Below are 23,498 nucleotides of genomic sequence, written 5' to 3'. Positions count from 1 at the left end.
GTTATAATATCATATAGAGATATTAATATATTATAAATTCTGTATAGTTGAAAATAAAGGGAGAAAAGTAAACAATATAATTTCTATATAAATTGTCGAGTAGTTTATATAGATTATAAGAAGAGGGAAAATATTAAAGATTGAAAATGTAGGAGATAATAGTGAGAGTAGTTTTACTTTGTAGATATGATGGTAGTAATTACCATGGATTTCAAATACAACCAAATAATAATACAATCCAAGAAGAAATCGAGAAAAGTTTAAAGAAAATTAATAAAAAAGATGTACGACTTTATATGAGTGGAAGAACTGACAGTGGAGTACATGCTTATGGTCAGGTATTACACTTTGATACAGAGTTGAATATTCCTAATCAAGCTTGGGTTAAGGCGTTAAATGCTACTATTCCAAAAGATATAAGAATAGTAGCGGCGACGACAGCTTCAGAAGATTTTCATGTTAGGTATAATAGCACGAAAAAAACATACTATTATAAATTATATATTGGCAGAGAAGTGGATCCATTTTTATTGAATTATGTAGGAAAACATAGTTTTGACTTTGATTTTGAAAAAGCTCAGGAGTCACTGCAATATTTCATTGGAGAACATGATTTTTCATCATTTTGTTCGAAAAATTCTAGTGTTGAGGATAAAGTGAGAACGATATATAGTTTAACTATGAAGCGAGATCCAATTAATCCTAATATCGTAAATTTTGAAATAACAGGAAATGGTTTTTTATATAATATGGTTAGAATAATTATAGGAACTATACAAAATGTAGCTGCTGGAAAATATGAAGCGACATATATAAAAGAAATTTTAGATAAAAAAGAACGCCAATTTGCAGGTCCTAAGGCAGATGCAGCAGGATTGTATTTAAAAGAAGTAATGTATGATGATGATAAAATAAATGAGTTCATTAATAATAATTTAAACATATATTGTAATAAATAACAGATGGAGCGACTCGAAAATCGTGATTTCATAGAAATTGATTTTTCAGAGTCGCCCCCACATAGTTTATTAGATATCTAAAAAGCTTTTAAAAAGTGAATTTAGATATCAATAAATCACTGCGTCTATGAATTTTCATATACACTTTGTTAAAATTTAGGTCTTTAGGATTATCCCCATTTGGTTTGAGAAAGTTCGGGATATTTGATATAATAAAAAGATATTCTGTAGAAAATTAGGTAATAAAATGATAAAATTTGAAGATGTTTTTTTTCAGTATTCTAGTTCTAAAAAGACTGCATTATCAAATATAAATTTAGAAATAAAAGAAGGTCGCTGGCTTAGTGTTTTAGGAAAAAATGGAAGTGGAAAATCAACGCTTATGAAGTTGATTTATGGACAGAATTTAGCTACTTCTGGTAAAATTCTGTTTAATGATAAAGAGTATAGTAAAGAAATTTATGATGATATAAAAAATAAAATAGCTATTGTTTTTCAAAACCCTGATAACCAATTTGTAGGTTCTACTGTAGAAGAAGATATTGCATTTGGTCTTGAAAATAGAAATGTTCCTCAAGAAAAAATGGATGAGATAATAGGTAGAGTATTAGAAATTGTCGATATGACAGATTATAGAAAATACGAACCCACATCACTATCAGGTGGACAAAAACAGAGAGTGGCAATAGCATCTTCACTTGCTTTAAATCCTGAGATTTTAATATTGGATGAAGCCACAAGTATGCTTGATCCTAAAGCTAAAAAGTCTATTTTAAAATATATAAAAAAAATTAATAAAGAAGAAGGAATAACTATAATTTCGATTACTCATGACGCACAAGAGAGTGTTTATTCAGATGATATTGTTATATTAGAGGATGGAGAAATAGTCTATAAAGGAAATTACGCATCCTTATATTCTGATACAACAACTTTAGAAAAATATAGTTTGGAAGTACCTTTTATAGAAAGAATTAAAAGAGATTTAAATAATTACCTAAATCAAGAAATATTTAAAATAGAAGAAGATGAGGGGAGTGTAGTGAAGAAAATATGCAAATTAGTTTAAAAAATGTAAACTATATTTATAATTACAAAACCCCATATGCAAGAGAAGTATTGAAAGATGTTAACTTGAAGATAGAAGAAGGTAGTTATACTGTTATAGTAGGTAAAACGGGTAGTGGTAAATCTACCCTTATAGAGCATATTAATGGATTATTATTACCTATACACGGAGAAGTAATGGTAAATAATGTATTAATTACAAATCCGAAAAGTAAAAAAGAAAAAATAAACTTAGCCAAAATATTAAAAACATTAAGACATGATGTTGCTGTATTATTCCAGTTTTCTGAGCAACAATTATTCGAAACGAGTGTGTTAAAGGATATTATCTTTGCTCCTTTAAACTATGGGATAGCAGAAGATAAGGCTATCTTGAAAGCAAAAGAATTGATAAATTTAGTAGGACTTGACGAAAGTTACTTAGATAAATCGCCTTTTGAATTATCAGGAGGAGAGATGAGGAAAGTGGCTTTATGCGGGGTACTAGCCCTAGAACCAAAAGTACTAATATTAGACGAACCTACAATAGCTTTGGACTATAAGAGTCGTGAAGAAATTATGGGTATGGTGAAAAGACTTAAAGAAGAATTCAATATGACGATAGTGCTTGTAACTCATAATATGGATTATGTATTGGAATATGCGGATAAAGTTTTTGTCCTAAAAAATGGAGAGATTAGTTTTGAAGGAAAAGTAGAGGATCTTTTCTTGGATGAAGAAATTCTTAAGGAGAATTCATTAGAATTACCAGAAGTATTGAAGTTTTATCGAAAATTAGAAGCGAGTAATATAATACTAGATGTATTTCCTAGGAAATATGAAGATTTAGTTAATGCTTTAAAAAATAGGATAGGAAGTAGTAGAAATGAATAATTCGTTGATAAGTAAGTATATTCCGTTAAATACTATTATTCATAATCTAGATCCACGAGCAAAAATATTTTTTGTAATTTGGTACTTAGTTGATATTTTTATAGCGTATAATGTAACAGAATTTTTTATCTTGTTTCTAATGTTGATGGTAATAGTTGTCTTATCAAAGACGAGCCCCACATTTTTAGTTAGTAGTGTAAAAGCTATAAGTATATTAATCCTATTTACTTCATTGATTCACCTTGTTTTTAATAAAAAAGGAAATATATTGTATGAAGTATTAGGTTGGAAGATTTATAGTGGTGCACTTTTAGGAATTGTTTTAATCACAGTGAGATTTATTTTAGTTGTTGCGATAATGGTTGTCTTTATGGCTACTACTTCACCAACAGAAATAACAAGTGCAATAGAGAAGAGTCTTGGTTTCTTGCAAAAAGTAGGGATGCCAATCTCGACTTTTGCGCTAGTATTATCAATTTCACTTAGATTTATTCCAACTATACTAGAAGAAACTAATAGAATAATAAATGCACAGGTTTCACGAGGTTCGGATTTTAATGAGGGAAATTTAATACAAAAAATTAAAAAATTTATTCCTATACTAATACCATTATTTATAGCTACTTTAAAGAGGGCAGATGAACTTGCTACTGCGATGGAAGTAAGAGGATACTCTACTACAGGGGTAAGAACCAAGTATAAAGTATTAAAATACAGTAAGTTGGATTATTTAAGTTATATATTAATAATAGTTATTACAATATTGATAATAGTAGTATAATATGAATTTTTAGAAAGGAGATAGGATGGAAACTGAAATAATTAATATTTCGAAAAGTGAAAGTAAAGAAGAAATATACGGTAAGTTAACTGAGTATTACAAAAATGGAAAGCTTGTAGCTATTCCAACAGAAACTGTTTATGGTTTAAGTGCTAACGCTATGGATGATGAAGCGGTGAGTAAGATATATGAGGCAAAAGGTCGTCCAAGTGATAATCCGTTGATTGTTCATTTTTATGAAATGAGTCAGCTAGATAATATAGTTGATTACAGTGATGAAAATGTAAAAAAATTGATAGATAAGTTTTGGCCAGGTCCTATGACTTTAATTTTAAATGTTAAAGAAAATAACGGTATTTCTAAAAAGGTTACTGCGGGCTTAAATACGTTAGCTGTCAGAATGCCGTCTAATGTTACTGCTAGAGAATTATTAAAAGAAACTAAAGTTCTATTAGCAGCACCGAGTGCTAATACAAGTGGAAAGCCATCTCCGACAAAATTTGAACATGTTTATCATGATTTGAATGGGAAAATAGATGTAATAATCGAAGATGAACAATCAGATATTGGTTTAGAAAGTACGGTTATTGATTGTACAAGATATCCACTTGTTATTGCGCGCCCTGGGGATATTACTAAAGAAGATATTGAGTCTGTATTAGGAGAAGGTAGTGTGAAGTATAATGAAGAAGTACTTACACAGAATGCTGCACCTATATCGCCAGGAATGAAATATAGACATTATTCTCCTGAAGCGGAATTAGTATTGTTTAATGATTCATTTGAAAATTTAATAAATATTTTAAAAGATAAAAATCAAAAAACAGGTTTTATTACATACAAAGAAATGGAATCTAGAGTTAATGATTTAAATGTTTCTATAAAATATTTAGCAGATAATGAGAAAAGTGTTGAACAATCTAATAAAAATTTATATAATATTCTAAGGGAGTTTGATGAAGAAAAGGTAGAGGAGATTTTTATACTACCAATCGAAGAAACGAAAGAGAATAAAGCTTTGTTGAATAGACTTAATAAAGCTATAAGTAAAAAATAAAATAGGAGATTTGTAATGAAAAAGTTATATGTAGTTATACCTTGTTACAATGAAGAAGAGGTATTAAACGAAACTGCGAAAAGATTAGAAATTAAAATGAATTCTATGATAGAAGAAGATTTAATTTCAAAAGATAGCCGTGTTGTTTTAGTGAACGATGGTTCAAAGGATAAAACATGGAAAATGATAGAAGAACTTCATAAAAAGAATCCATTATTTAGTGGTATTAACTTAAGTAGAAATAGAGGTCACCAAAATGCGCTTTTAGCAGGACTTATGACTGTTAAAGATCACTGTGATGTAAGTATCTCAATGGATGCAGACCTACAAGATGACATTAATGCTATGGATGAAATGATGAAAAAATACCTTGAAGGTGCAGATGTAGTTTATGGTGTTCGTTCAGCAAGAACTACGGATACATTCTTTAAACGTTTCACAGCTGAAGGTTTCTACAAGGTTATGGAAAAGCTAGGAGCTAATACGGTATTTAATCATGCAGACTATCGTTTAATGAGTAAACGTGCGTTAGAGGGATTAGCTCAGTTTAAAGAGGTAAACTTATTCTTACGTGGTATTGTTCCTATGATAGGTTATCCAAGTGATATTGTTACATATGAACGTGCAGAAAGATTTGCTGGAGAAAGTAAGTATCCATTATCTAAGATGTTGGCATTTGCTTTTGAAGGAATTACTTCTTTATCCGTAAAATTAATTAGATTTATTACTATAGGTGGAGCATTAATGATATTTATTGCTGCGATAGTATTTTTCTACACATTGTATAGTTATTTTGCAGGATTTGCAAGACCAGGATGGTCGAGTTTAATGATATCAATGTGGTTTATCGGTGGGATGATTATGATTTCGCTAGGTATTGTGGGTGAATATGTTGGTAAAATTTACTTAGAAACAAAAGAACGCCCAAGATTCATTGTTGAAAAATTCTTAAACGAAGAGAAAAATGAAGAGGAATAATTGACAATGAACAAGGAAATATTAAATAAGTTTTCTAACTTTTTAGTAAAAGTTGTAGCTGTAATTTTTATGGTACTTATGGGGATAAATTCTTTATTAGTATTAACAAAAACAGCGGTATTTCCGAAAGATTATCAAGAAACTTTATATTATGAAAATGTTAGTGCTATACTAAATATTATATTCCTTATAATATTTAGTATAGTTATCTTAATATTAGCAAAGTATTTAAAGAAAATAATTAGTGTCCAAAGATTAGTATTAATAGTAATGATTTATGCATTTATTATTAGTATCTTGTTTGCGATATTGAGAAGAGACTATGTTCAGTTTGATCCATTTAACGTAATAGATCAAGCTAATAATTTTATAAGAGAAAATTACAGTGGACTTGATAAAGGAAATAATTATTTATACATATATTCTCATCAAATAACAACAGTATTTCTTTTCCAGATAATACTGTCACTATTTGGAAGAGCGACATTTATTTTATATATAATGCAAAGTTTTTCAATCAGTTACATTATTTTTATGTTATATAAAATTTCGAATATAATGTTTGATGATGAAGATACAAATTATATCGTTGTAATTCTTAGTGGTCTATGTTTTCCGTTAATATTTTATGTTGCATTTGTTTACGGATTATTACCTGGTATGTTTTTAACATTACTGGCTTACTATTATTTTATAAAGTATATTAAACATAAAAAATGGTATATGTTGGTAATAAGTACTATTAGTATTAATTTTGCAATGCTATTTATAGGTAATAACTTAATACATATGTTAGCTATATTCTCAGCGGCAGTTATTTATCTTATTAGAGTAAGGGATAAAAAAGTCATTGCGTTTATAATCAGCTGTCTATTTTTAATGAGTGCTTCTAAGAGTTTAATTTATAATTATTATGAAGTGAAGAGTCAAAAGACAATTGCTGACGGCGTACCGAAAATTACATGGATAGCGATGGGAATGCAAGAAGGTGATCGTGAAGCTGGTTGGTGGAATAGATTTAACTATGATATTATGCCAGAAGAAGATTATGATACAAAACGCATAATTGAAATCTCTAAAGATTCTATAAAACAAAGATTAGAAGTATTTAAGAAAAATCCTAGATATGCTGTAGATTTTTATCAAAGAAAATATGAAAATCAGTTTATAGAACCAACATTCCAGAGTTTATTAGTGACTGCACCTCAAAGGAATTTTGACAATGAAACTAAGTTAGAAAAAGTGAAAGACTTTTTTGTAAAACAAATTTACTTTGATGAAACTCATCACGTACTTACTTTTATTATGAAGGTATTTCAAGTATTTGTGTATATATTTTCTGTAGTATTTGCAGTAAATGTTTATAAAAAGAAAAAAGAAATACTAACGATAATTCCAGTTGCTTTTATCGGTGGAACGTTATTCCATATGATTTGGGAAGCGAAAAGTAGATATGTATTCCCGTACTTTGTATTTTTAATTCCACCTGCAGCATATGGACTAGTAATTGTAAGAAATAAAATAACTGAGTATAGAAAAAATAAAGAGGAAAAAAATGAAAAAGGTAATATATAAAGCTTTTATCATAACGTTATTAGGATTAACAGTATCTGCTCCTTCGATAAAGGCTAATGATGTCTATGTACCCTTTGGAGAAAAGAAATTTACTGAAATTGAAAATAGCGAAAAAATAGAGTTCGATGATCTAAATCTTAAAGCAGCTTTAATAGAGTACTATAAGTTTCATATTAATAAAGACTTTAAAGGTGAGGAAATGACTGTAGGTATGATGGAACAATTTACAAGTCTGTCATTACCTTGGAAAAACATTTTTTCTCTAAAAGGTTTAGAATATGCTGTTAACTTAAAAAATCTAAACTTATCTAATAATTTTATCGAAGATATTACACCATTAGAAAAGTTAGTTGAATTAGAAGATTTAAACCTTACTAACAATAAAATAAAAGATCCAAAGAGCTTAGCTAAATTAACAAAGTTAAGACAATTAGTGCTTAGAAAAAATTTAATGAATAATTTAGATTTTCTAAATGATCTAAAAGTAGAATCATTAGATATTTCTATGAACAGTGTTTTAAAAGATTATATTCCGAATAATTTAAAACTAGAAAATCTAAGAAGTCTAAATCTTTCAGGTATAGGTTTAGATAATATCTCATTTTTAAAAAATGCAGGGAAACTTGAGAGTCTAGTTGCTGAAGAAAATGCTATTAAAGATGTTATGCCATTAGCTGAATTGAAGTCTTTGAGGACTTTATATTTAGATAGAAATAATATTAGCGATATTACAGCGCTAAAAGATTTAGCCAGTTTAGAAGAACTACTATTATATAAAAACAATATCGAGAATGTAGATGCGTTAAAAGATAAAAAATATCTATATCGACTAATGTTGAATGATAATCTAGGTTTAAAAAATATAGATGCATTAAAAGATGTACCAAATATTTCTAGCTTAGATATATCTAATACTTCGGTAATCGATATTTCAGCATTAAAGGATGCTAAGTATCTATATTATATCGCTTTAAAAGATACTAAAATTAGTGACGGTGATATAACTGCATTTGAGAAAAGTAATCTAGAAGTTAAAAAATCTAATAACATAGATAAAAAGCTAGAAATAGTAAAAACAGAAGCTGCGAAATATTTTAGTATTAAAAATTATATATTTATGGTATTAATACTAATTTTCACTTTTAGTGGTATTAGAAGCTACTGGAGAAAAAATAAATAAAATTGTGTAAAGTATTAGTAAGAATACTAAAAAAATTATTACATTGATAAGAGCGCTAGAAATTAATTATGTAGGATTAAGGAGACATAACTATGGAATTAATAACAATTTATTATAAAGTTTCTAAAAATAGAATTTTAGGAATTTCTACAGAAATAAAAACAGAAGAATATGTAAATTTTATTGAAGCAGAAAATTTTGATAATGCAATATTAAAATTTAGTGAAAAAGAATATGAGTTAAGTGATGAACAAAGGGAAGAGTTAGAAGAAATTTTTATGGATGATGAATCTACTGCAGAATATACAAATGAGGATTTAAGTGAAGGATTTAAAATCAAACACTGGGTGAGTAATCGTTCTTTTGGAGAATTAATTGATATGTATGAGAATAAAGAAATAAAAATTCCAGAAATGCAAAGGGAGTTTGTTTGGAATTCTGGTAAAAGTTCAAGATTAATAGAATCAATTGTTTTAGGATTACCAATCCCCCCATTATTCTTATTAGAAGTTAATGATAATGAATATGAGATAATAGATGGATACCAGAGATTAACTACTGTATTTAATTTTGTGCAAGGAAATCCATGGGGAGGCAAAAAGGAGAAGGGAAGAAATATTGCTGCTAAATTGTCTTCAAAAAATATATTAAATGAGATAGCAGGGAAAAAATTTAATGATCTGGATGAGAAATATCAAAGAAAAATAAGACGAAGTACAATACCATTAATGGAATTTAAGCAATTAACTCCAGGTGATTTTAGTTCTAAATATTTAATTTTTGAGCGTATAAATACTGGATCGGATAAACTAAATGCCATGCAAATTAGGAAGTCTTTGGCTTATGGAGAATTTATGATTAATCTTTATAGATATGCAAATTCAGATGAAAATTACTTGAATTTATTTAGTGTTTCACAAATAAAGAGAGATATCCACGTAGAAGCGCTTTTACGTTTTTTAGCTATAACGGACTTGGTTTATGGAAAAATACAGATAAAGAGAAATGGAATAAAAAATATCTTAGATGAGTATTGTGAATTATGTAGGAATAGAAATATTTCAGAAGATAGAATTAAACAGTTCTTTAAAATTTTACATGAACTTTTGCAAATTTTTGGTTCGGAAAATATATTTAGAAGAGTGAATTCTGATGATAAATATGAGGGGGTGCTTAATATTGGTATTTTAGAAGCATTATTAGGGACTATTGTAGAAGAGGGGGTATCAGTAAAAGAAGATATCGAAAGTATGTATAAGTCTATTATGAAAAGAATATATGAAGATGCGATTTTAGATAAGAAACCTAATCCATTTTCTGCTAATACTGGTACTGAAGAAATGATAAAGAAAAGATATGAAATTACTAAAGAAATTATAGGTGTATAAAATGCTGATGTCGCGTGACTATACAGAGTTTAAAGAAAGATTACATACTATAGACGAGAAGATAAAGAAAGCAGACGATATCAATAAAAGCTTATCAGATAACCGAAATGCATATAGAGAATTTGCTAGTAGTATTGATATAGATTTTTCAGTACTACTTACGGCATTTGATTTTTATGTTCCAGCATTACTAATAGATATATATACTTTTTGTGAACAACTATTTAAGAAATTTATTTATAATATTTTAGATGCTGAAATAGACGAATTGGACAATAAGCATGTGTATAAATTTATAAAGTATCAATTACCTGAAAATAAATTTTCACCCGATGTTAAAATAAAGAGTATTAACTCACAATTTAAAAAGTATCTTTTTATGGATGAAAATGAAATAGATAGAATAACATTACTCAAAATACCCCAAAATGAAGATCTTTTTCGGTCTTATGATAAACTAATTGAACATCGTCATAAATATGCTCATAGAGGAATAAACTCAGGATTTGATTTAGATTTAATAAAAGATGGATTTAAAGTAGCTGAATTTCTTCTTAATGAAGTAATTAATATAAATAATTTTTTTACAGAAAGAGTTAGACTACAGGAAATAATTGAGGAAATAAGAGAAAAACAGAAAAAGTTAAAAGAAAACTCAGAAAAATATGAAACAAAACGAGCAATCAATGCTATGGCTGAAAAAATAAGAACACTTGCAATTGATGGGATTAATGTGTTAAAAAAAATAAATACAGATTCAGTATTATTACAAAACTTAAATAATAGTCTAACAGAGTTGTCTAAAATGGATTTACGTAATAAAGTGGAGATTAATTTAAGTATCCTAGAAAAGAATAAAATGTAAAAGATAGATGAGTTTCCCCTTGAAATTCATCTATCTTTGTGCTAGAATTACATTAATGAAATAAATTAACATATACTTAGGACAAGATATATATTTAACTTATTTAAGAGAGGGTATGGTGCTGAAAATACCTATAAGCAATATATGTTACTACCTAGCAATAGTATTAACATAGTTAGTGAGCTTTATTCACAAAGAGGAAGTAAATTTACTTCGAATTTGGGTGGTACCACGAAAAGATTCGTCCCTTCTTTAGTTTCGGCTAGAGAAGGGGTTTTTTAATTTTTGAGTAAGTTAGACTAAGTATATAAAAAAGAAGGAGACCTTAATATGGCTAAATTAGTTTTTCCAGATGGAAATGTAAGAGAATATGATAATAAAACACCATTAGAAATCGCTGAAAGTATTAGTGTAAGTCTTAAGAAAAAAGTGATTTCTGCAAAATTAGATGAGGACTATATTGAAGTTAACAAACCAATAACAAAAGATGGTCACTTAAAACTTATCGTTGCAGATGATGAAGATAAAGATAGTTTATATGTATTACGTCACACTTGTGCACACGTATTAGCGCAAGCATTAAGAAGACTGTATGGTAAAGATGTACACTTCGGTGTTGGTCCAGCTATTGATGGTGGATTCTACTATGATTTTGACGCTGAATACAAAGTATCAGAAGAAGACTTCAAAGCAATTGAAAAAGAAGTTAAGAAAATTATTAGCGAAAATCATGCAATTGAAGGTCGCGAAGTAAGTAAAGAAGAAGCTTTAGAAATCTTTAAAGAAGATCCTTATAAAGTAGAATTAATTAACGATCTTCCAGCTGATGAAGTTATTACAGTTTACACACAAGGAGACTTCACTGACCTTTGTCGTGGAGGACACGTAAGTGCAACTTCAAAAATTAAAGAATTTAAATTATTATCTGTAGCAGGTGCATACTGGAGAGGTAATAGTGATAATAAAATGCTACAACGTATCTATGGAACAGCTTATTTCACTAAAGAACATTTAGAACAACACTTAGTACGTCTACAAGAAGCACGTGAACGTGATCACAGAAAACTAGGTAAAGAATTAGGAATCTTCACAACAAGTCAAAAAGTTGGTGCTGGATTACCATTATGGTTACCAAATGGTGCTACTATCCGTCGTACTATCGAAAGATATATCGTTGATAAAGAAGTAGAATTAGGATACGATCACGTTTATACTCCAATTATGGGATCTAAAGATCTATATATTACAAGTGGACACTGGGAACACTACCAAGAAGATATGTTCCCACCAATGGAGATGGACCACGAAACAATGGTACTTCGTCCTATGAACTGTCCTCACCACATGATGGTTTATAAAAATGAACGTCACTCATACCGTGAACTTCCAATCCGTATCGCAGAGCTTGGAATGATGCACCGTTATGAAGCAAGTGGAGCAGTAAGTGGATTACAACGTGTTCGTGGTATGACTCTAAACGATGCTCACATTTTCGTTCGTCCAGACCAACTTAAAGATGAATTCAAACTTACTGTAGGTCTTATTGAAGAAGCGTATAAAGACTTAGGTATTAAAAACTTCAGCTACCGTCTATCATACAGAGACCCTGAAAACACTGAGAAATACTTCGATGATGATGCAATGTGGAATAATGCTCAACAAATGTTAAAAGAAACTGCTGATGAGTTAGGATTAGACTATGTTGAAGCTGAAGGGGAAGCTGCATTCTATGGACCAAAACTTGATGTTCAAGTAGAAACAGCAATTGGAAAACAAGAAACATTATCTACAATTCAATTAGACTTCTTATTACCAGAAAGATTCGAATTAGAATATATTGGTGAAGATGGAAAAGCTCACCGTCCAGTAGTTATCCACCGTGGTATCGTATCAACAATGGAGAGAATGGTTGCCTTCTTATTAGAAGAGTACAAAGGAGATTTACCAACATGGTTATCACCAAACCAAGTACGTATTATCCCAGTAAATAATGACTACCACTATGAATATTCTAAAGAAATTATGCAAGAACTTAAAAAAGCTGGTGTTAAAGTAGCTATCGATGATAGAGATGAAAAACTAGGATACAAAATCCGTGAAGCAGCAAGTAAAAAAATTCCATATACTTTAGTAATTGGAGATAAAGAAGTAGAAAACAGAAATGTTAATGTTAGAACATTCGGTTCATTAAACCAAAAAGAAGAAAGTTTTGCTGAATTCAAAGAAAATATCTTAAGAGAAATTAGCGAAAGATTAATCGAGAAAAATGCATAGTAAAATAAAATGAGGAGGGATGGAAGTTATCCCTTCTCACTAATAAGGAGAGATATAATGTTAACTCAATTAACAAAAAATGTAAAAAAAGGTCAAGTTAAAGTGAAAATTAAAACTACTCACGGAGATATGACTTTCAAATTATTTGAAAAAGATATTCCAAAAGCAGTAGAAAACTTTTTAACTCATGCAAAAAATGGGTACTATAAAGGTATTATTTTTCACCGTGTAATTAAAGACTTTATGATTCAAGGTGGAGATCCAACTGGTACAGGTATGGGAGGAGAGTCAATCTGGGGACGTAGTTTCGAAGATGAATTCTCAATGGATTACTTCCATTTCTATGGTGCGTTAAGTATGGCGAATGCTGGACCAAATACAAATGGAAGTCAATTCTTTATTGTTCAAAATTCTCACGTAGATGCTAGAACTTTACAAGCACTTGAACAAGGTGGTTGGCCACAAGAAGCTGTTGAAGGTTATGCTAAACTAGGGGGAACTCCTCACTTAGATCATCGTCATACAGTTTTTGGACACTTAATCGCTGGTGCGAAAACTCTTGAAAAAATTGCAGCAGTAAAAACTGGAGCTCAAGATAAGCCGGTTGAAGAAGTTGTGATTCTTGATATAGAAGTTAAATAAATATAAGAAAACAAGGTTAATGAGAGATTAATCTTGTTTTTATATATATTTATGAAGAAATAATAATTATATAATTTTAGAATTTAGATTTTAGAGTCTAAGATAATTTAAGAAATAAAATAAAAGTATTATTTATAATAAAATATTATTAGTTAATTTAAAATTTACTTAAAAATTAATTTAAAAAAATAGAAAAAAACACTTTCAAATTGACTATTCATGTGATATAATTATGAAAGTTTGAATATAAAAAAAGGAGAAGAAGAATGGCAGAAAAAACAAGAGTAAAACCAATTCTAGATGTTCATGAAAAGCCTAACTTAGCTCTATGGGTAACGTTAAGCTTACAACACTTATTCGCAATGTTTGGAGCGACGGTGTTAGTACCAATTTTAACAGGATTACCAGCAAGTACTGCTTTAACGACATCAGGTATTGGAACACTTACGTATTTATTAATAACTAGAGGTAAAATTCCAGCGTATTTAGGATCTTCATTTGCCTTCATTAATCCGATTATTGTGCTTTCAACTACTCACAGTGTTGAAACAGCAATGCTTGGTGCATTTTTAGCCAGCTTAGTTTATGGTGTTGTAGCAATGTTAATTTACAAATTTGGTGTAAATTGGTTATTGAAACTTTTACCACCAGTTGTAGTTGGACCTATTATCATTGTTATTGGACTTGGAATTGCTCCTACAGCAATTAGTATGGCGATGTACAAAACCGTAAATGGAGCTAAAGTTTATGATTTAAAATACTTCTTAGTAGCTCTTATAACATTAGCAGCAACAATCTTCTGTTGTGTTGCTTTAAGAGGATTTGCTAAACAGATTCCAGTACTATTAGGAATTGTATTTGGATATATCGTTGCTGTAATTGCAGGATTAGTTGATTTCCAACCAGTTATCGATGCTCCTTGGTTTAGCTTACCGAAATTCACAATTCCATTTGTAACATATGTACCTGAGTGGAATGTAGCAGCATTAGCAATGGTACCTATTGCTATTGTAACTATTAACGAACATATAGGTCACCAAATGGTATTATCTGAAGTAGTAGGAAGAAACTTCTTAAAAGATCCAGGATTACACCGTTCAATTTTAGCTGATGGAACAGCGATGATGTTTGCATCACTTTTAGGTGGACCACCAAGTACAACATATGGTGAAAACATTGGGGTTCTTGCTATTACACGTATCTTCTCTGTATTCGTATTAGGAGGAGCGGCGGTATTCGCACTTATCTTAAGTTTTGTAGGTAAGTTCTCAGCTCTAATCTCTACGATTCCATCACCAGTTATGGGTGGGGTATCAATTTTACTATTCGGTATAATCGCTTCAAGTGGACTTAGAATGTTAGTAGATGAAAAAGTAGACTTAAGTATCAATAGAAACTTAGTAATTTCATCAGTAATCATCGTTTTAGGTGTTGGTGGAGCAATGCTAAAATTCGAAAGCATTAACTTCGAACTTCCAGCAATGGCTCTTGCAGCTATCAGCGGTGTGTTATTAAATGCATTCTTACCAAAAGAAGATAAAAAATAGAAATTAATTAAATAGCTAGTAACTTGTATTAGCAAGTTACTGGCTATTTTTTTGTATAAAACAATATTGTAAATTAATATGTATATTATATTTATAACAGTAAAGTATATTTCTAAGTAGAAACTATGATATTTTAATCTCTTATTTCTAGTAATTTTGAAAAACTAAGTAAATTCCTAATATTTTTATTGGAAAACCAAAATAGAAATATACTAAAAATTAATAGCGAAGTAATAATTATAATAATCTTAGTATTGAATTTTATACTTAATATTCCTGCGAATAAAGCTCCAAGAGGGCTTAGAGCTATCGATAAACCTATCATGGTAGACATAGCGACATCTAATTTATCTTTACTTATGATACATTGAATCATTGTTTGAGAGTATGTATTTAAAATCCCGATTAATATCCAGCCAAAAAGAAATAATGAAAGATTGATAATTTTGTTTGTAATAGAATTATTGTTAAGTATGCTAAGTGCTCCCCAAGAAAGACCGATGCCTAGTGTAAATGTAGTGTATAAAACGCTCAATCTTATATTTTTTAATATTTGGCTGTTAGAAAGAAAGGCTCCTATTAGGATACCAAGACCAGATGCACTAAGTAAAATTCCATAAAAATAACTAGTTTCTGAATACTCAGGAAGTAGCGTTAGTAATGAACTGGTAGAAAAATTAATTATTATGATTCCAATTAATAATGGTTTTAATAATGGTGTATTCCAAATTTTTATACCGCTACTTAATTTTGTAAAGTAATTTTCTTGAATCGAATTAGTGTTTTTAGATAAATCATTTGATAGGAATATGAATATAGCACTATTGATAAAAAATGTAATGCTATTTATAATGAACGCATATATTGTCCCAAAAACTGTTATAATAAATCCGCCTATTGAATTAAAGAGTGCATCACTACCTTGATAAGCTATAGAAAATAATGAATTTTCTTTTACTAAATCTTCTTGTTTAACTATTTTTGGAAGTAAGGCAAGTTGAACAGGATAAACAATTTGATTAATGAAACTAATACAAACGATAAAAATTATTAGTGTAGTAATCTGTAGCTTATTTACGTAGATTAGATAAGTAATATATAGCTTGAAATAACTGTGAAATAATTAAAAACCTCTTTACATTAAATTTACTGATTAGTGGCGACACAAATATTTGTAATATAGCGGTAAATGAAATTAGAAATAAAGTAATACCACTATAAAAAGTAGATTTAGTTAATGTGTAAATTAATGTTAGAGTAGCTATTGAATATATGCTATCACCAAAATTAGTGATTAATCTACCGAATAGTAAAATTGAAAAGTTTTTATTTTTAAACATAGAGTCCACATCCTTTATAAAAATTTTAACGATAAAAAATATTTGACAGTTAAAATATTATTTTACAGCTCTTAACGAGCTGTTGAAATAATACTAATACTAACACCATCAGTATCTTTTGAGGAGAATTTTTTTTCTAGTTTTTTAACTTCATCCCAGAAATCTTTCACATCTTCTTTCTTTACATTAAAGTTAATTGAAGTATTGTTAAATAAGTCGTTAAAAATACTAGGAGAAGGTACAAACGCTTGTGCAGTCGGTAGATAGTATTTTTGGATTATTCCATTTATTGAATCTGTATCAACTACTTCGATAAAATTATTCTCTTCTAGTATATTAAGATGATAGTGTATTTTAGTTCTATTAATTTTTAATAGTTTAGCTAGTTGTTTTGAGTTTTTCTTTTCTGTACCGAGTGTAGTAAGAATACTTATTCTTAAAGGATCAGAAATGACCTTCAACTTCTCGATATCTGTAATATATTGTATATCTTTGATAATAATCATCCTTTCTTACTAATATTATATAACTATTAACAACAACTGTCAATATTTTTTAAACGTTATAATATATTTTATTGATGGAAATATGTAGAATCAAATTTTAGAAGATGAAATTTACTGAATTTTAGCTAAACAATAGTTTGACTACCACTTTTATATCTGATATAATTTACTAGGTATAATATTAGTAAAAAAAAAATACTAAAACTACAAAGTAGAAATAAAATATAAGGAGAATGAAATTGAAAAAACTATCAGCAATTTTATTAGGTTTGCTTGGTGTAGTTACTCTTTCAGGATGTTCACAAAATGATCGTTCTGGAACGTTTTACGAAATCTTCGTAAGACCAATGGACTTATCACTGAGTAAAATACATGAGTATACAGGAAGTTGGGGTTGGTCAATAGTTATTATTACTTTAGTAATCAGACTATTAGTTTTACCTTTCATGTTAAATAACTACAAAGTTCAAAACAAATCAAGAAAAGGACAAGAATTAGCTCGTCCAGAATTAGAAGTAGTTCAGAAGAAACAACAAGCAGCTAAAGAAAAAGAAGCAAGAGCTATCTCAAATGAAGAAAAAATGCAAGCTCGCAGTGAACTTATGGAATTACAAAGAGAACAAATGGCTATCATGAAAAAATATGATGCAATGCCATTAAGTTTAGGTGGATGTTTACCAATGCTTATTCCACTTCCATTCTTAACTGGATTGTTCTATACGTTATCTAATCCATTATACTCTGCTGGAATTATTGACTCAACATTCCTAGGAGTATTTAGTCTTGGTACTCGTTCATATACATTACCATTAATTGCGTTTGCTGTATATGCTATCCAAACAAAATTACAAATGAGTTTAATGCCGACACCAACTCAACCAGGTCAAGAGCATATGCAAAGTCAAATGAAGATGATGCAATGGTTATCACCGATAATGATTACAGGGTTCTCATTCATCGTAGCTGGAGCGGTAGCCGTGTATTATATCGTTGGGGGATTATTCATGATATTCCAAACTTACTTAGGACATGCTTTATATCCACCATATAAACCAGAAAAACAAAAGAAACAAGCGTTTGATCCTGAAAAAGTTACACTAGTTTCTAACAAGAAAAAACGTAAATAGTTTATTAAATCAGTAAACATTAGAAATATTGTTTACTGATTTAATTTTTTGAAAAAAAAGTAAGAAAAGTTATCAATATAGTTGACGTTAGAGTATATATGTGTTAGAATTGTATTGTTGTGTAGCTCCTAAATAGCTACTACAACCGCACGTATAAGGTAAATAAGAGAGAAATCCACCTTGTATGGCGAGTCTTAGTAAAAAATATTTAAGGAGGTGCAGATATGTACGCAGTAATTAAAACAGGTGGGAAACAACTACGTGTTGAAGAAGGACAAACAATCTTAGTTGAGAAATTAGCAGCTGAAGTTGATTCTACAGTTACTTTTGATGAAGTAGTATTAGTAGGTGGAGAAACAACAAAAGTTGGTGCTCCTTTAGTAGCTGGTGCAACAGTAACAGCTAAAGTAGTTGCTCAAGGTAAAGGTAAAAAAATCACAGTATTCAAATACAAACCTAAAAAGAACAATCACCGTAAATTAGGTCATCGTCAACCTTTCACTAAATTAGTAGTTGAAAAAATTAACGCTTAATCATGATTAAGGTGGAAATCGTAAAAGAAGTTGAAGTTATTAGACAGGTAACAGTCGACGGACATGCCGACTATGCTGAACATGGTTCTGATATAGTTTGTGCAGGTGTTTCTGCTGTTGTATTTGGTTTAATAAATGCGGTAGATGAACTAGATGAAGATGTACAGTTTGACATTTCAGCTAACGAAGATGTGACTGGGCACTTAACATATAGATCGTTAAAATCTACAGAGAAAGAGCAACTTCTACTAAATGCAATGTTAGTTGCATTAAAAACAATTGAAGAAAATTATTCAGATTATATAACTATTGAAGTAAGAGAGGTGAAATAGACATGATGTTACAATTAAATTTACAATTCTTCGCATCTAAAAAAGGGGTAGGTTCTACTAAAAACGGACGTGACTCTGAATCAAAACGTTTAGGTGCTAAAAGAGCTGATGGTCAGTACGTAACTGCAGGTTCTATCTTATACAGACAACGTGGGACAAAAATTTGGCCAGGAACTAACGTAGGAAAAGGTGGAGATGATACACTATTTTCACTAGTTGACGGAGTTGTACGTTTCGAAAGATACGGACGTAGCCGTAAAAAAGTTTCTGTTTATCCACAAGCTTAATAAGCATAATAAAAAGAGGTATTTACTTTATGTAGATATCTCTTTTCTTTTTGGAAAAATATTAATATAATAACACTATATTGTTAAGTAATTAATGTAAACAATTGTAATAATATTTTAATGTTACCATTTTAAATTTCTGTTGTACTTTTAAAATTTATATGGTAAAATTTATTTGTGTGTTATATGATACACGCAACATATACTAGGAGGACAAAAAAGTGTCAGAACTTTGGCAAGAAATATTTTTTTCATTTTTAGGAGGTCTGGGATTATTCTTATTCAGTATTAAGTACATGGGGGATGGACTTCAATTAATAGCTGGAGAAAAAATGCGATATGTTTTAGATAAATATACTTCTAAACCACTTATGGCCGTGTTAGCCGGAATAATTGTTACGATACTTATTCAGTCAAGTACAGGAACAATTGTAATTACGGTTAGTTTGGTAGGTGCAGGATTATTAAAAACTAAGCAAGCAATCGCTATCGTTATGGGTTCTAATATCGGAACCACATTAACATCATTTATTATTGGTTTTAATATATCTAAATATGCACTTCCTTTAATTTTCTTAGGGGCAGCGTTTTTATTCTTTACTCGTGCTAAATTAGTAAACAACATAGGTCGTGTTATATTTGGTTTTGGGGGTATTTTCTACGCCCTTAAAATGATGTCAACAGCTATGGGACCGATGAGAGATATGCCGTGGTTTCAAAATATTTTAACGCACATAAATGATAGTTCGGTAGTAGGGGTAGGAGTAGGTACATTTTTAACTGTTTTAATCCAGTCTTCAGCTGCAACTATCGCCATACTACAAAATTTATATGCTGATGCTGCCTTAAACCTACACGGAGCATTACCCGTTATATTCGGAGATAATATTGGAACAGCTATTACAACTGCTGTCCTTGCTATGATAGGTAGTAATATTGCGGCAAAACGTGTTGCGGCTTCTCACGTATTATTTAACGTTATTGGTACTGTAATATGTTTAATAGCAATAGTTCCCTATGAAGCATTCATTCAATATTTAGAAACAACGCTAGGTTTAGAACCGAAAATGACTATTGCATCAGCGCATGGTACGTTCAATATTCTAAATACATTCATTCAATTCCCATTTATTAGTTTATTAGTAGTTCTTGTTACGAAGCTAATTCCAGGGGAAGATGAACAAATAAAATATAGTACACAATATCTTGATAAATCACTTATTGCAAGTGCACCTGCAGTAGCTTTAGGTCAAGTGCAAAAAGAATTCGTGGAAATGTTAATCTTATCTAAGAAAAGCTTACGTAATTCAGTTGAATATTTCATGAATCGTGAAGAACAATTACGTGAAAAAGGTGAAACTTATGAAGATGCAATTAATAACTTTGATGAGCAGATGACTGATTATTTAACTTTATTATTTAGAGAAAAGCTAAGCCCTAAAGAAGGGGTAATTGCTTCAACATTATTAGATGGTACTCGTGATGTCGAAAGAATTGGAGACCATGCTAGAGATATTGTATTATCAGTAGATTATCAAATTAGGAAAAAATTAAAATTCTCTGATGATGCAAAAGCAGAAGTACAAGAAATGTATGATCTTTGTAATGATATAATTTTAAAAACTATTAAGTCTTTAGAAGAAAACAATATAGCGATAGCTGGAGCAGCTTTAGCGGCATGTGAAAATATTTATGCTTTAGAAAAAGCAGCTCGTAAAAAACATACTCAGCGTATGAAAGATGGGGATTGTGAGATTCCAGCGGGTGTAGTTTATATGGACTTAATTCAGCACTTTACTCGTGTATGTGAACATACTAGAAACATACTGGAAAAAGAGATTCAAGGTCACATATAATTATGTCTAATAAACAAAAAATTTATATTATTCTGTTTATTATTATGTTGCTAATAATATTAGTTTTATACAAACTATATCAGATACAATTAGGATAAAAAATATTAACGAAAATATAGAGAAATCACAGTTATTTCTACTATGTTTTCGTTTTTTTCTTTGTAAATACTAGCATTCATGATATAATAAAGTAGTCGATTTATATAAAGTTTAAGAAAATATTGAAAGGAAATAAACATGTTTCAAGATAAAAAAGTTTATACAACGCAGTGGGCTGGAAAAACATTAACAGTAGAGCTAGGGGAAATGGCTCGCCAAGCTAATGCAGCAGTAGTAGTAAAGTATGGGGATACTGTTGTATTAACAACAGCAGTTGCCTCTAAAGAAGCAAAAGATGTTGATTTTTTCCCACTAACAGTTAACTATGAAGAAAAAATGTATGCTGTAGGAAAAATACCTGGAGGATTCTTACGTAGAGAAGGGCGTCCTGGAACTGAAGCAACATTAGCAGCACGCCTTATTGATAGACCAATTAGACCGTTATTTGAAGATGGTTTTAGAAATGAAGTACAAGTTATTTCAACTGTATTATCGGTTGAGTATGATTGTGATCCTGTAATGGCAGCAATGCTAGGAAGCTCATTATCATTATCTGTATCAAATATCCCATTTAAAGGTCCAATCGCAGGGGTTACAGTTGGATATGTTGATGGAGAATATGTGATTAATCCAACAGTTGAACAAATGGAACGTTCTACAGTTGACCTAAAAGTAGCAGGAACGATTGATGCGATTAACATGGTTGAAGCAGGTGCAAAAGAAGTTTCTGAGGAAATTATGTTAAATGCTATCATGTTTGGTCATGAGGAAATTAAACGTCTAATTGCATTCCAACAACAAATTGTTGATGAAATTGGACAAGAAAAAATGGCTGTTGAGTTAAAAGTGATTGATGAAACTATCTATAATGAAGTTCTTTCAATGGCATTAGCTCAAATGAAAGAAGCAATTGCTATTAAAGATAAACAAGAGCGTGATGAAGCTATTTCGGCAGTCAAAGAAAAAGTTCTTGAAGTCTTTGAAGAACGTGTTACAGCTGAAGATGAAATTGATATAGTTAAAGAAGCAAAATTATCATTAGACAAAATTGTAAAAGATGAAGTTCGTCGCGAAATCACTGAAGATAAAGTTAGACCAGATGGCCGTGCATTAACAGAAATTAGACCATTAGCTTCAAGAGTAGATGTGCTTCCAAGAACACACGGTTCTGCACTATTTACTCGTGGACAAACACAATCACTAGGTGTTGTAACATTAGGTAACTTATCAGATGAGCAAATTATTGATGATTTAACACAAGAAGAAAACAAGAGATTTATGTTACACTATAACTTCCCTGCTTTCTCAGTTGGTGAAGTAGGATTCAGTCGTGCACCTGGTCGTCGTGAAATTGGTCACGGAGCCTTAGGTGAGCGTGCATTAGCACAGGTAATTCCATCTAAAGAAGATTTTCCATATACTATCCGTATTGTATCAGAAATTTTAGAATCTAACGGTTCAAGTTCACAAGCTACAATCTGTTCTGGATCTATGGCTCTTATGGCAGCAGGAGTTCCTATTAAGGCTCAAGTAGCAGGTATTGCTATGGGATTAGTTAAAAAAGATGAGCACTACACTATTTTAACTGATATTCAAGGTATGGAAGACCACCTTGGAGATATGGACTTTAAAGTAGCAGGTACTGCTGAAGGTATTACTGCACTTCAAATGGATATCAAAATTGATGGTTTAAGTGAACAAATCTTAAAAGAATCTCTAGAACAAGCACGTGTTGGTAGATTACAAATTTTAGATCACATGAACAGTGTAATTGCTGAACCTCGTAAAGAAGTTTCGACATTTGCACCAAAAATTAAAATTATTAAAATTAAGCCTGAAAAAATTAAAGATGTTATCGGTTCAGGTGGTAAAGTTATCAATGAAATCATTGAAAAAACAGGTGTTAAAATTGATATTGAACAAAATGGAGATGTCTTTATCTCTTCACCTGAAATTGAAGGAATTAATAAAGCAATTGAAATCATCGAGAATATTACACGTGAAGCTGAAGTTGGCGAAATTTATCTTGCTGAAGTTAAGCGTATTGAAAAATTCGGTGCATTCGTTGAGTTATTCCCAGGTGTCGATGCTTTAGTTCATATTTCTAAATTAGCAGAAGAAAGAGTCAATAAAGTAGAAGATGTAGTAAAAGTGGGAGATACTCTGAAAGTCAAAGTAATTAAAATAGATGAGAAAGGTCGAGTAGACGCAGCAGCTCATTTCTAGGAGAA

Annotated in this window: 21 protein-coding genes and 1 other annotated feature; of the genes, 19 read left to right on the top strand and 2 right to left on the bottom strand. The window is 30.2% G+C overall.

Going from position 1 to position 23,498, the window contains the following annotated elements:
• The first annotated feature begins 161 nt into the window (after positions 1-161).
• The 13 genes from truA to RWQ73_RS02120 all read left to right on the top strand — a co-directional run bounded on the left by truA (position 162) and on the right by RWQ73_RS02120 (position 15,187).
• Complete coding sequence (gene truA, locus RWQ73_RS02180; RefSeq protein ID WP_314406495.1) at positions 162-959, top strand: tRNA pseudouridine(38-40) synthase TruA; 798 nt, start codon at positions 162-164, stop codon at positions 957-959.
• 247 nt (positions 960-1,206) lie between these two features.
• Complete coding sequence (locus RWQ73_RS02175) at positions 1,207-2,028, top strand: energy-coupling factor transporter ATPase (protein WP_314406494.1); 822 nt, start codon at positions 1,207-1,209, stop codon at positions 2,026-2,028.
• A complete protein-coding gene (locus RWQ73_RS02170; RefSeq protein WP_314406492.1) occupies positions 2,013-2,900 on the top strand; it encodes an energy-coupling factor transporter ATPase in 888 nt (295 codons plus the stop codon). Before RWQ73_RS02175 ends, RWQ73_RS02170 begins: the two co-directional genes overlap by 16 nt.
• A complete protein-coding gene (locus RWQ73_RS02165; protein WP_314406491.1) occupies positions 2,893-3,681 on the top strand; it encodes an energy-coupling factor transporter transmembrane component T in 789 nt (262 codons plus the stop codon). Before RWQ73_RS02170 ends, RWQ73_RS02165 begins: the two co-directional genes overlap by 8 nt.
• 25 nt (positions 3,682-3,706) lie before the next feature.
• A complete protein-coding gene (locus tag RWQ73_RS02160; RefSeq protein ID WP_314406490.1) occupies positions 3,707-4,738 on the top strand; it encodes an L-threonylcarbamoyladenylate synthase in 1,032 nt (343 codons plus the stop codon).
• A gap of 15 nt (positions 4,739-4,753) precedes the next feature.
• A complete protein-coding gene (locus tag RWQ73_RS02155; protein WP_314406489.1) occupies positions 4,754-5,716 on the top strand; it encodes a glycosyltransferase family 2 protein in 963 nt (320 codons plus the stop codon).
• A gap of 6 nt (positions 5,717-5,722) precedes the next feature.
• Complete coding sequence (locus tag RWQ73_RS02150) at positions 5,723-7,291, top strand: hypothetical protein (RefSeq protein ID WP_314406488.1); 1,569 nt, start codon at positions 5,723-5,725, stop codon at positions 7,289-7,291.
• Positions 7,272-8,471 (top strand): leucine-rich repeat domain-containing protein, encoded by a 1,200-nt coding sequence (locus RWQ73_RS02145; protein WP_314406487.1) that lies wholly within the window; start codon positions 7,272-7,274, stop codon positions 8,469-8,471. Before RWQ73_RS02150 ends, RWQ73_RS02145 begins: the two co-directional genes overlap by 20 nt.
• Positions 8,472-8,563: 92 nt before the next feature.
• The gene (locus tag RWQ73_RS02140) at positions 8,564-9,859 is read left to right on the top strand and encodes a DUF262 domain-containing protein (RefSeq protein ID WP_314406486.1); all 1,296 of its coding nucleotides are present in this window, start codon (positions 8,564-8,566) and stop codon (positions 9,857-9,859) included.
• A 1-nt stretch (position 9,860) separates the two neighbouring features.
• Positions 9,861-10,724, top strand: coding sequence for a hypothetical protein (locus RWQ73_RS02135; RefSeq protein ID WP_314406485.1), 864 nt, complete (start codon positions 9,861-9,863; stop codon positions 10,722-10,724).
• A gap of 330 nt (positions 10,725-11,054) precedes the next feature.
• The gene (gene thrS / locus RWQ73_RS02130) at positions 11,055-12,998 is read left to right on the top strand and encodes a threonine--tRNA ligase (protein WP_314406484.1); all 1,944 of its coding nucleotides are present in this window, start codon (positions 11,055-11,057) and stop codon (positions 12,996-12,998) included.
• Between the two features lie 57 nt (positions 12,999-13,055).
• Positions 13,056-13,640 (top strand): peptidylprolyl isomerase, encoded by a 585-nt coding sequence (locus RWQ73_RS02125; protein WP_314406483.1) that lies wholly within the window; start codon positions 13,056-13,058, stop codon positions 13,638-13,640.
• 266 nt (positions 13,641-13,906) lie between these two features.
• Positions 13,907-15,187 carry a solute carrier family 23 protein gene (locus RWQ73_RS02120; protein ID WP_314085280.1) on the top strand — a complete coding sequence of 427 codons (1,281 nt, stop codon included), beginning with the start codon at positions 13,907-13,909 and terminating at the stop codon, positions 15,185-15,187.
• 133 nt (positions 15,188-15,320) lie between these two features.
• On the opposite strand, the gene RWQ73_RS02115 is transcribed toward RWQ73_RS02120, so the two are convergent.
• Both RWQ73_RS02115 and RWQ73_RS02110 read right to left on the bottom strand, forming a co-directional pair.
• The gene (locus RWQ73_RS02115; RefSeq protein ID WP_314406504.1) at positions 15,321-16,229 is read right to left on the bottom strand and encodes an MFS transporter; all 909 of its coding nucleotides are present in this window, start codon (positions 16,227-16,229) and stop codon (positions 15,321-15,323) included.
• 369 nt (positions 16,230-16,598) lie between these two features.
• Positions 16,599-17,033 (bottom strand): helix-turn-helix domain-containing protein, encoded by a 435-nt coding sequence (locus RWQ73_RS02110; RefSeq protein WP_314406482.1) that lies wholly within the window; start codon positions 17,031-17,033, stop codon positions 16,599-16,601.
• Between the two features lie 233 nt (positions 17,034-17,266).
• On the opposite strand from RWQ73_RS02110, the gene RWQ73_RS02105 reads away from it, so the two are divergent.
• The 6 genes from RWQ73_RS02105 to pnp all read left to right on the top strand — a co-directional run bounded on the left by RWQ73_RS02105 (position 17,267) and on the right by pnp (position 23,493).
• Positions 17,267-18,160, top strand: coding sequence for a membrane protein insertase YidC (locus tag RWQ73_RS02105; RefSeq protein ID WP_314406481.1), 894 nt, complete (start codon positions 17,267-17,269; stop codon positions 18,158-18,160).
• A gap of 133 nt (positions 18,161-18,293) precedes the next feature.
• Positions 18,294-18,365, top strand: a sequence feature (ribosomal protein L21 leader region).
• Positions 18,366-18,384: 19 nt separating this feature from the next.
• On the top strand, positions 18,385-18,693 hold the full coding sequence (gene rplU, locus RWQ73_RS02100) for a 50S ribosomal protein L21 (protein WP_003144981.1): 309 nt from the start codon (positions 18,385-18,387) through the stop codon (positions 18,691-18,693).
• A gap of 2 nt (positions 18,694-18,695) precedes the next feature.
• Positions 18,696-19,025 carry a ribosomal-processing cysteine protease Prp gene (locus RWQ73_RS02095; RefSeq protein WP_314406480.1) on the top strand — a complete coding sequence of 110 codons (330 nt, stop codon included), beginning with the start codon at positions 18,696-18,698 and terminating at the stop codon, positions 19,023-19,025.
• Between the two features lie 5 nt (positions 19,026-19,030).
• The gene (gene rpmA / locus RWQ73_RS02090; RefSeq protein WP_003145565.1) at positions 19,031-19,312 is read left to right on the top strand and encodes a 50S ribosomal protein L27; all 282 of its coding nucleotides are present in this window, start codon (positions 19,031-19,033) and stop codon (positions 19,310-19,312) included.
• A 221-nt stretch (positions 19,313-19,533) separates the two neighbouring features.
• Positions 19,534-21,168, top strand: a complete 1,635-nt coding sequence (locus RWQ73_RS02085) for a Na/Pi cotransporter family protein (protein WP_314406479.1) — start codon at positions 19,534-19,536, stop codon at positions 21,166-21,168.
• 237 nt (positions 21,169-21,405) lie between these two features.
• Positions 21,406-23,493 (top strand): polyribonucleotide nucleotidyltransferase, encoded by a 2,088-nt coding sequence (pnp, locus tag RWQ73_RS02080; RefSeq protein WP_314406478.1) that lies wholly within the window; start codon positions 21,406-21,408, stop codon positions 23,491-23,493.
• Positions 23,494-23,498: the final 5 nt, after the last annotated feature.

This window comes from uncultured Gemella sp., assembly GCF_963525875.1.
GTDB lineage: Bacteria > Bacillota > Bacilli > Staphylococcales > Gemellaceae > Gemella.
Note: the sequence above shows the minus strand (reverse complement) of the source record. Positions and strands in the feature narration are given on the sequence as shown.

Bases quoted from the DNA above. Each gene is read 5' to 3' on its own strand.
- RWQ73_RS02175 (WP_314406494.1), top strand. From the start codon at position 1,207: ATGATAAAATTTGAAGATGTTTTTTTTCAGTATTCTAGTTCTAAAAAG.
- RWQ73_RS02170 (WP_314406492.1), top strand. From the start codon at position 2,013: ATGCAAATTAGTTTAAAAAATGTAAACTATATTTATAATTACAAAACC.
- RWQ73_RS02165 (WP_314406491.1), top strand. From the start codon at position 2,893: ATGAATAATTCGTTGATAAGTAAGTATATTCCGTTAAATACTATTATT.
- RWQ73_RS02160 (WP_314406490.1), top strand. From the start codon at position 3,707: ATGGAAACTGAAATAATTAATATTTCGAAAAGTGAAAGTAAAGAAGAA.
- RWQ73_RS02155 (WP_314406489.1), top strand. From the start codon at position 4,754: ATGAAAAAGTTATATGTAGTTATACCTTGTTACAATGAAGAAGAGGTA.
- RWQ73_RS02150 (WP_314406488.1), top strand. From the start codon at position 5,723: ATGAACAAGGAAATATTAAATAAGTTTTCTAACTTTTTAGTAAAAGTT.
- RWQ73_RS02145 (WP_314406487.1), top strand. From the start codon at position 7,272: ATGAAAAAGGTAATATATAAAGCTTTTATCATAACGTTATTAGGATTA.
- RWQ73_RS02140 (WP_314406486.1), top strand. From the start codon at position 8,564: ATGGAATTAATAACAATTTATTATAAAGTTTCTAAAAATAGAATTTTA.
- RWQ73_RS02135 (WP_314406485.1), top strand. From the start codon at position 9,861: ATGCTGATGTCGCGTGACTATACAGAGTTTAAAGAAAGATTACATACT.
- thrS (WP_314406484.1), top strand. From the start codon at position 11,055: ATGGCTAAATTAGTTTTTCCAGATGGAAATGTAAGAGAATATGATAAT.
- RWQ73_RS02125 (WP_314406483.1), top strand. From the start codon at position 13,056: ATGTTAACTCAATTAACAAAAAATGTAAAAAAAGGTCAAGTTAAAGTG.
- RWQ73_RS02120 (WP_314085280.1), top strand. From the start codon at position 13,907: ATGGCAGAAAAAACAAGAGTAAAACCAATTCTAGATGTTCATGAAAAG.
- RWQ73_RS02110 (WP_314406482.1), bottom strand. From the start codon at position 17,033: ATGATTATTATCAAAGATATACAATATATTACAGATATCGAGAAGTTG.
- RWQ73_RS02105 (WP_314406481.1), top strand. From the start codon at position 17,267: ATGAAATTGAAAAAACTATCAGCAATTTTATTAGGTTTGCTTGGTGTA.
- rplU (WP_003144981.1), top strand. From the start codon at position 18,385: ATGTACGCAGTAATTAAAACAGGTGGGAAACAACTACGTGTTGAAGAA.
- RWQ73_RS02095 (WP_314406480.1), top strand. From the start codon at position 18,696: ATGATTAAGGTGGAAATCGTAAAAGAAGTTGAAGTTATTAGACAGGTA.
- rpmA (WP_003145565.1), top strand. From the start codon at position 19,031: ATGTTACAATTAAATTTACAATTCTTCGCATCTAAAAAAGGGGTAGGT.
- pnp (WP_314406478.1), top strand. From the start codon at position 21,406: ATGTTTCAAGATAAAAAAGTTTATACAACGCAGTGGGCTGGAAAAACA.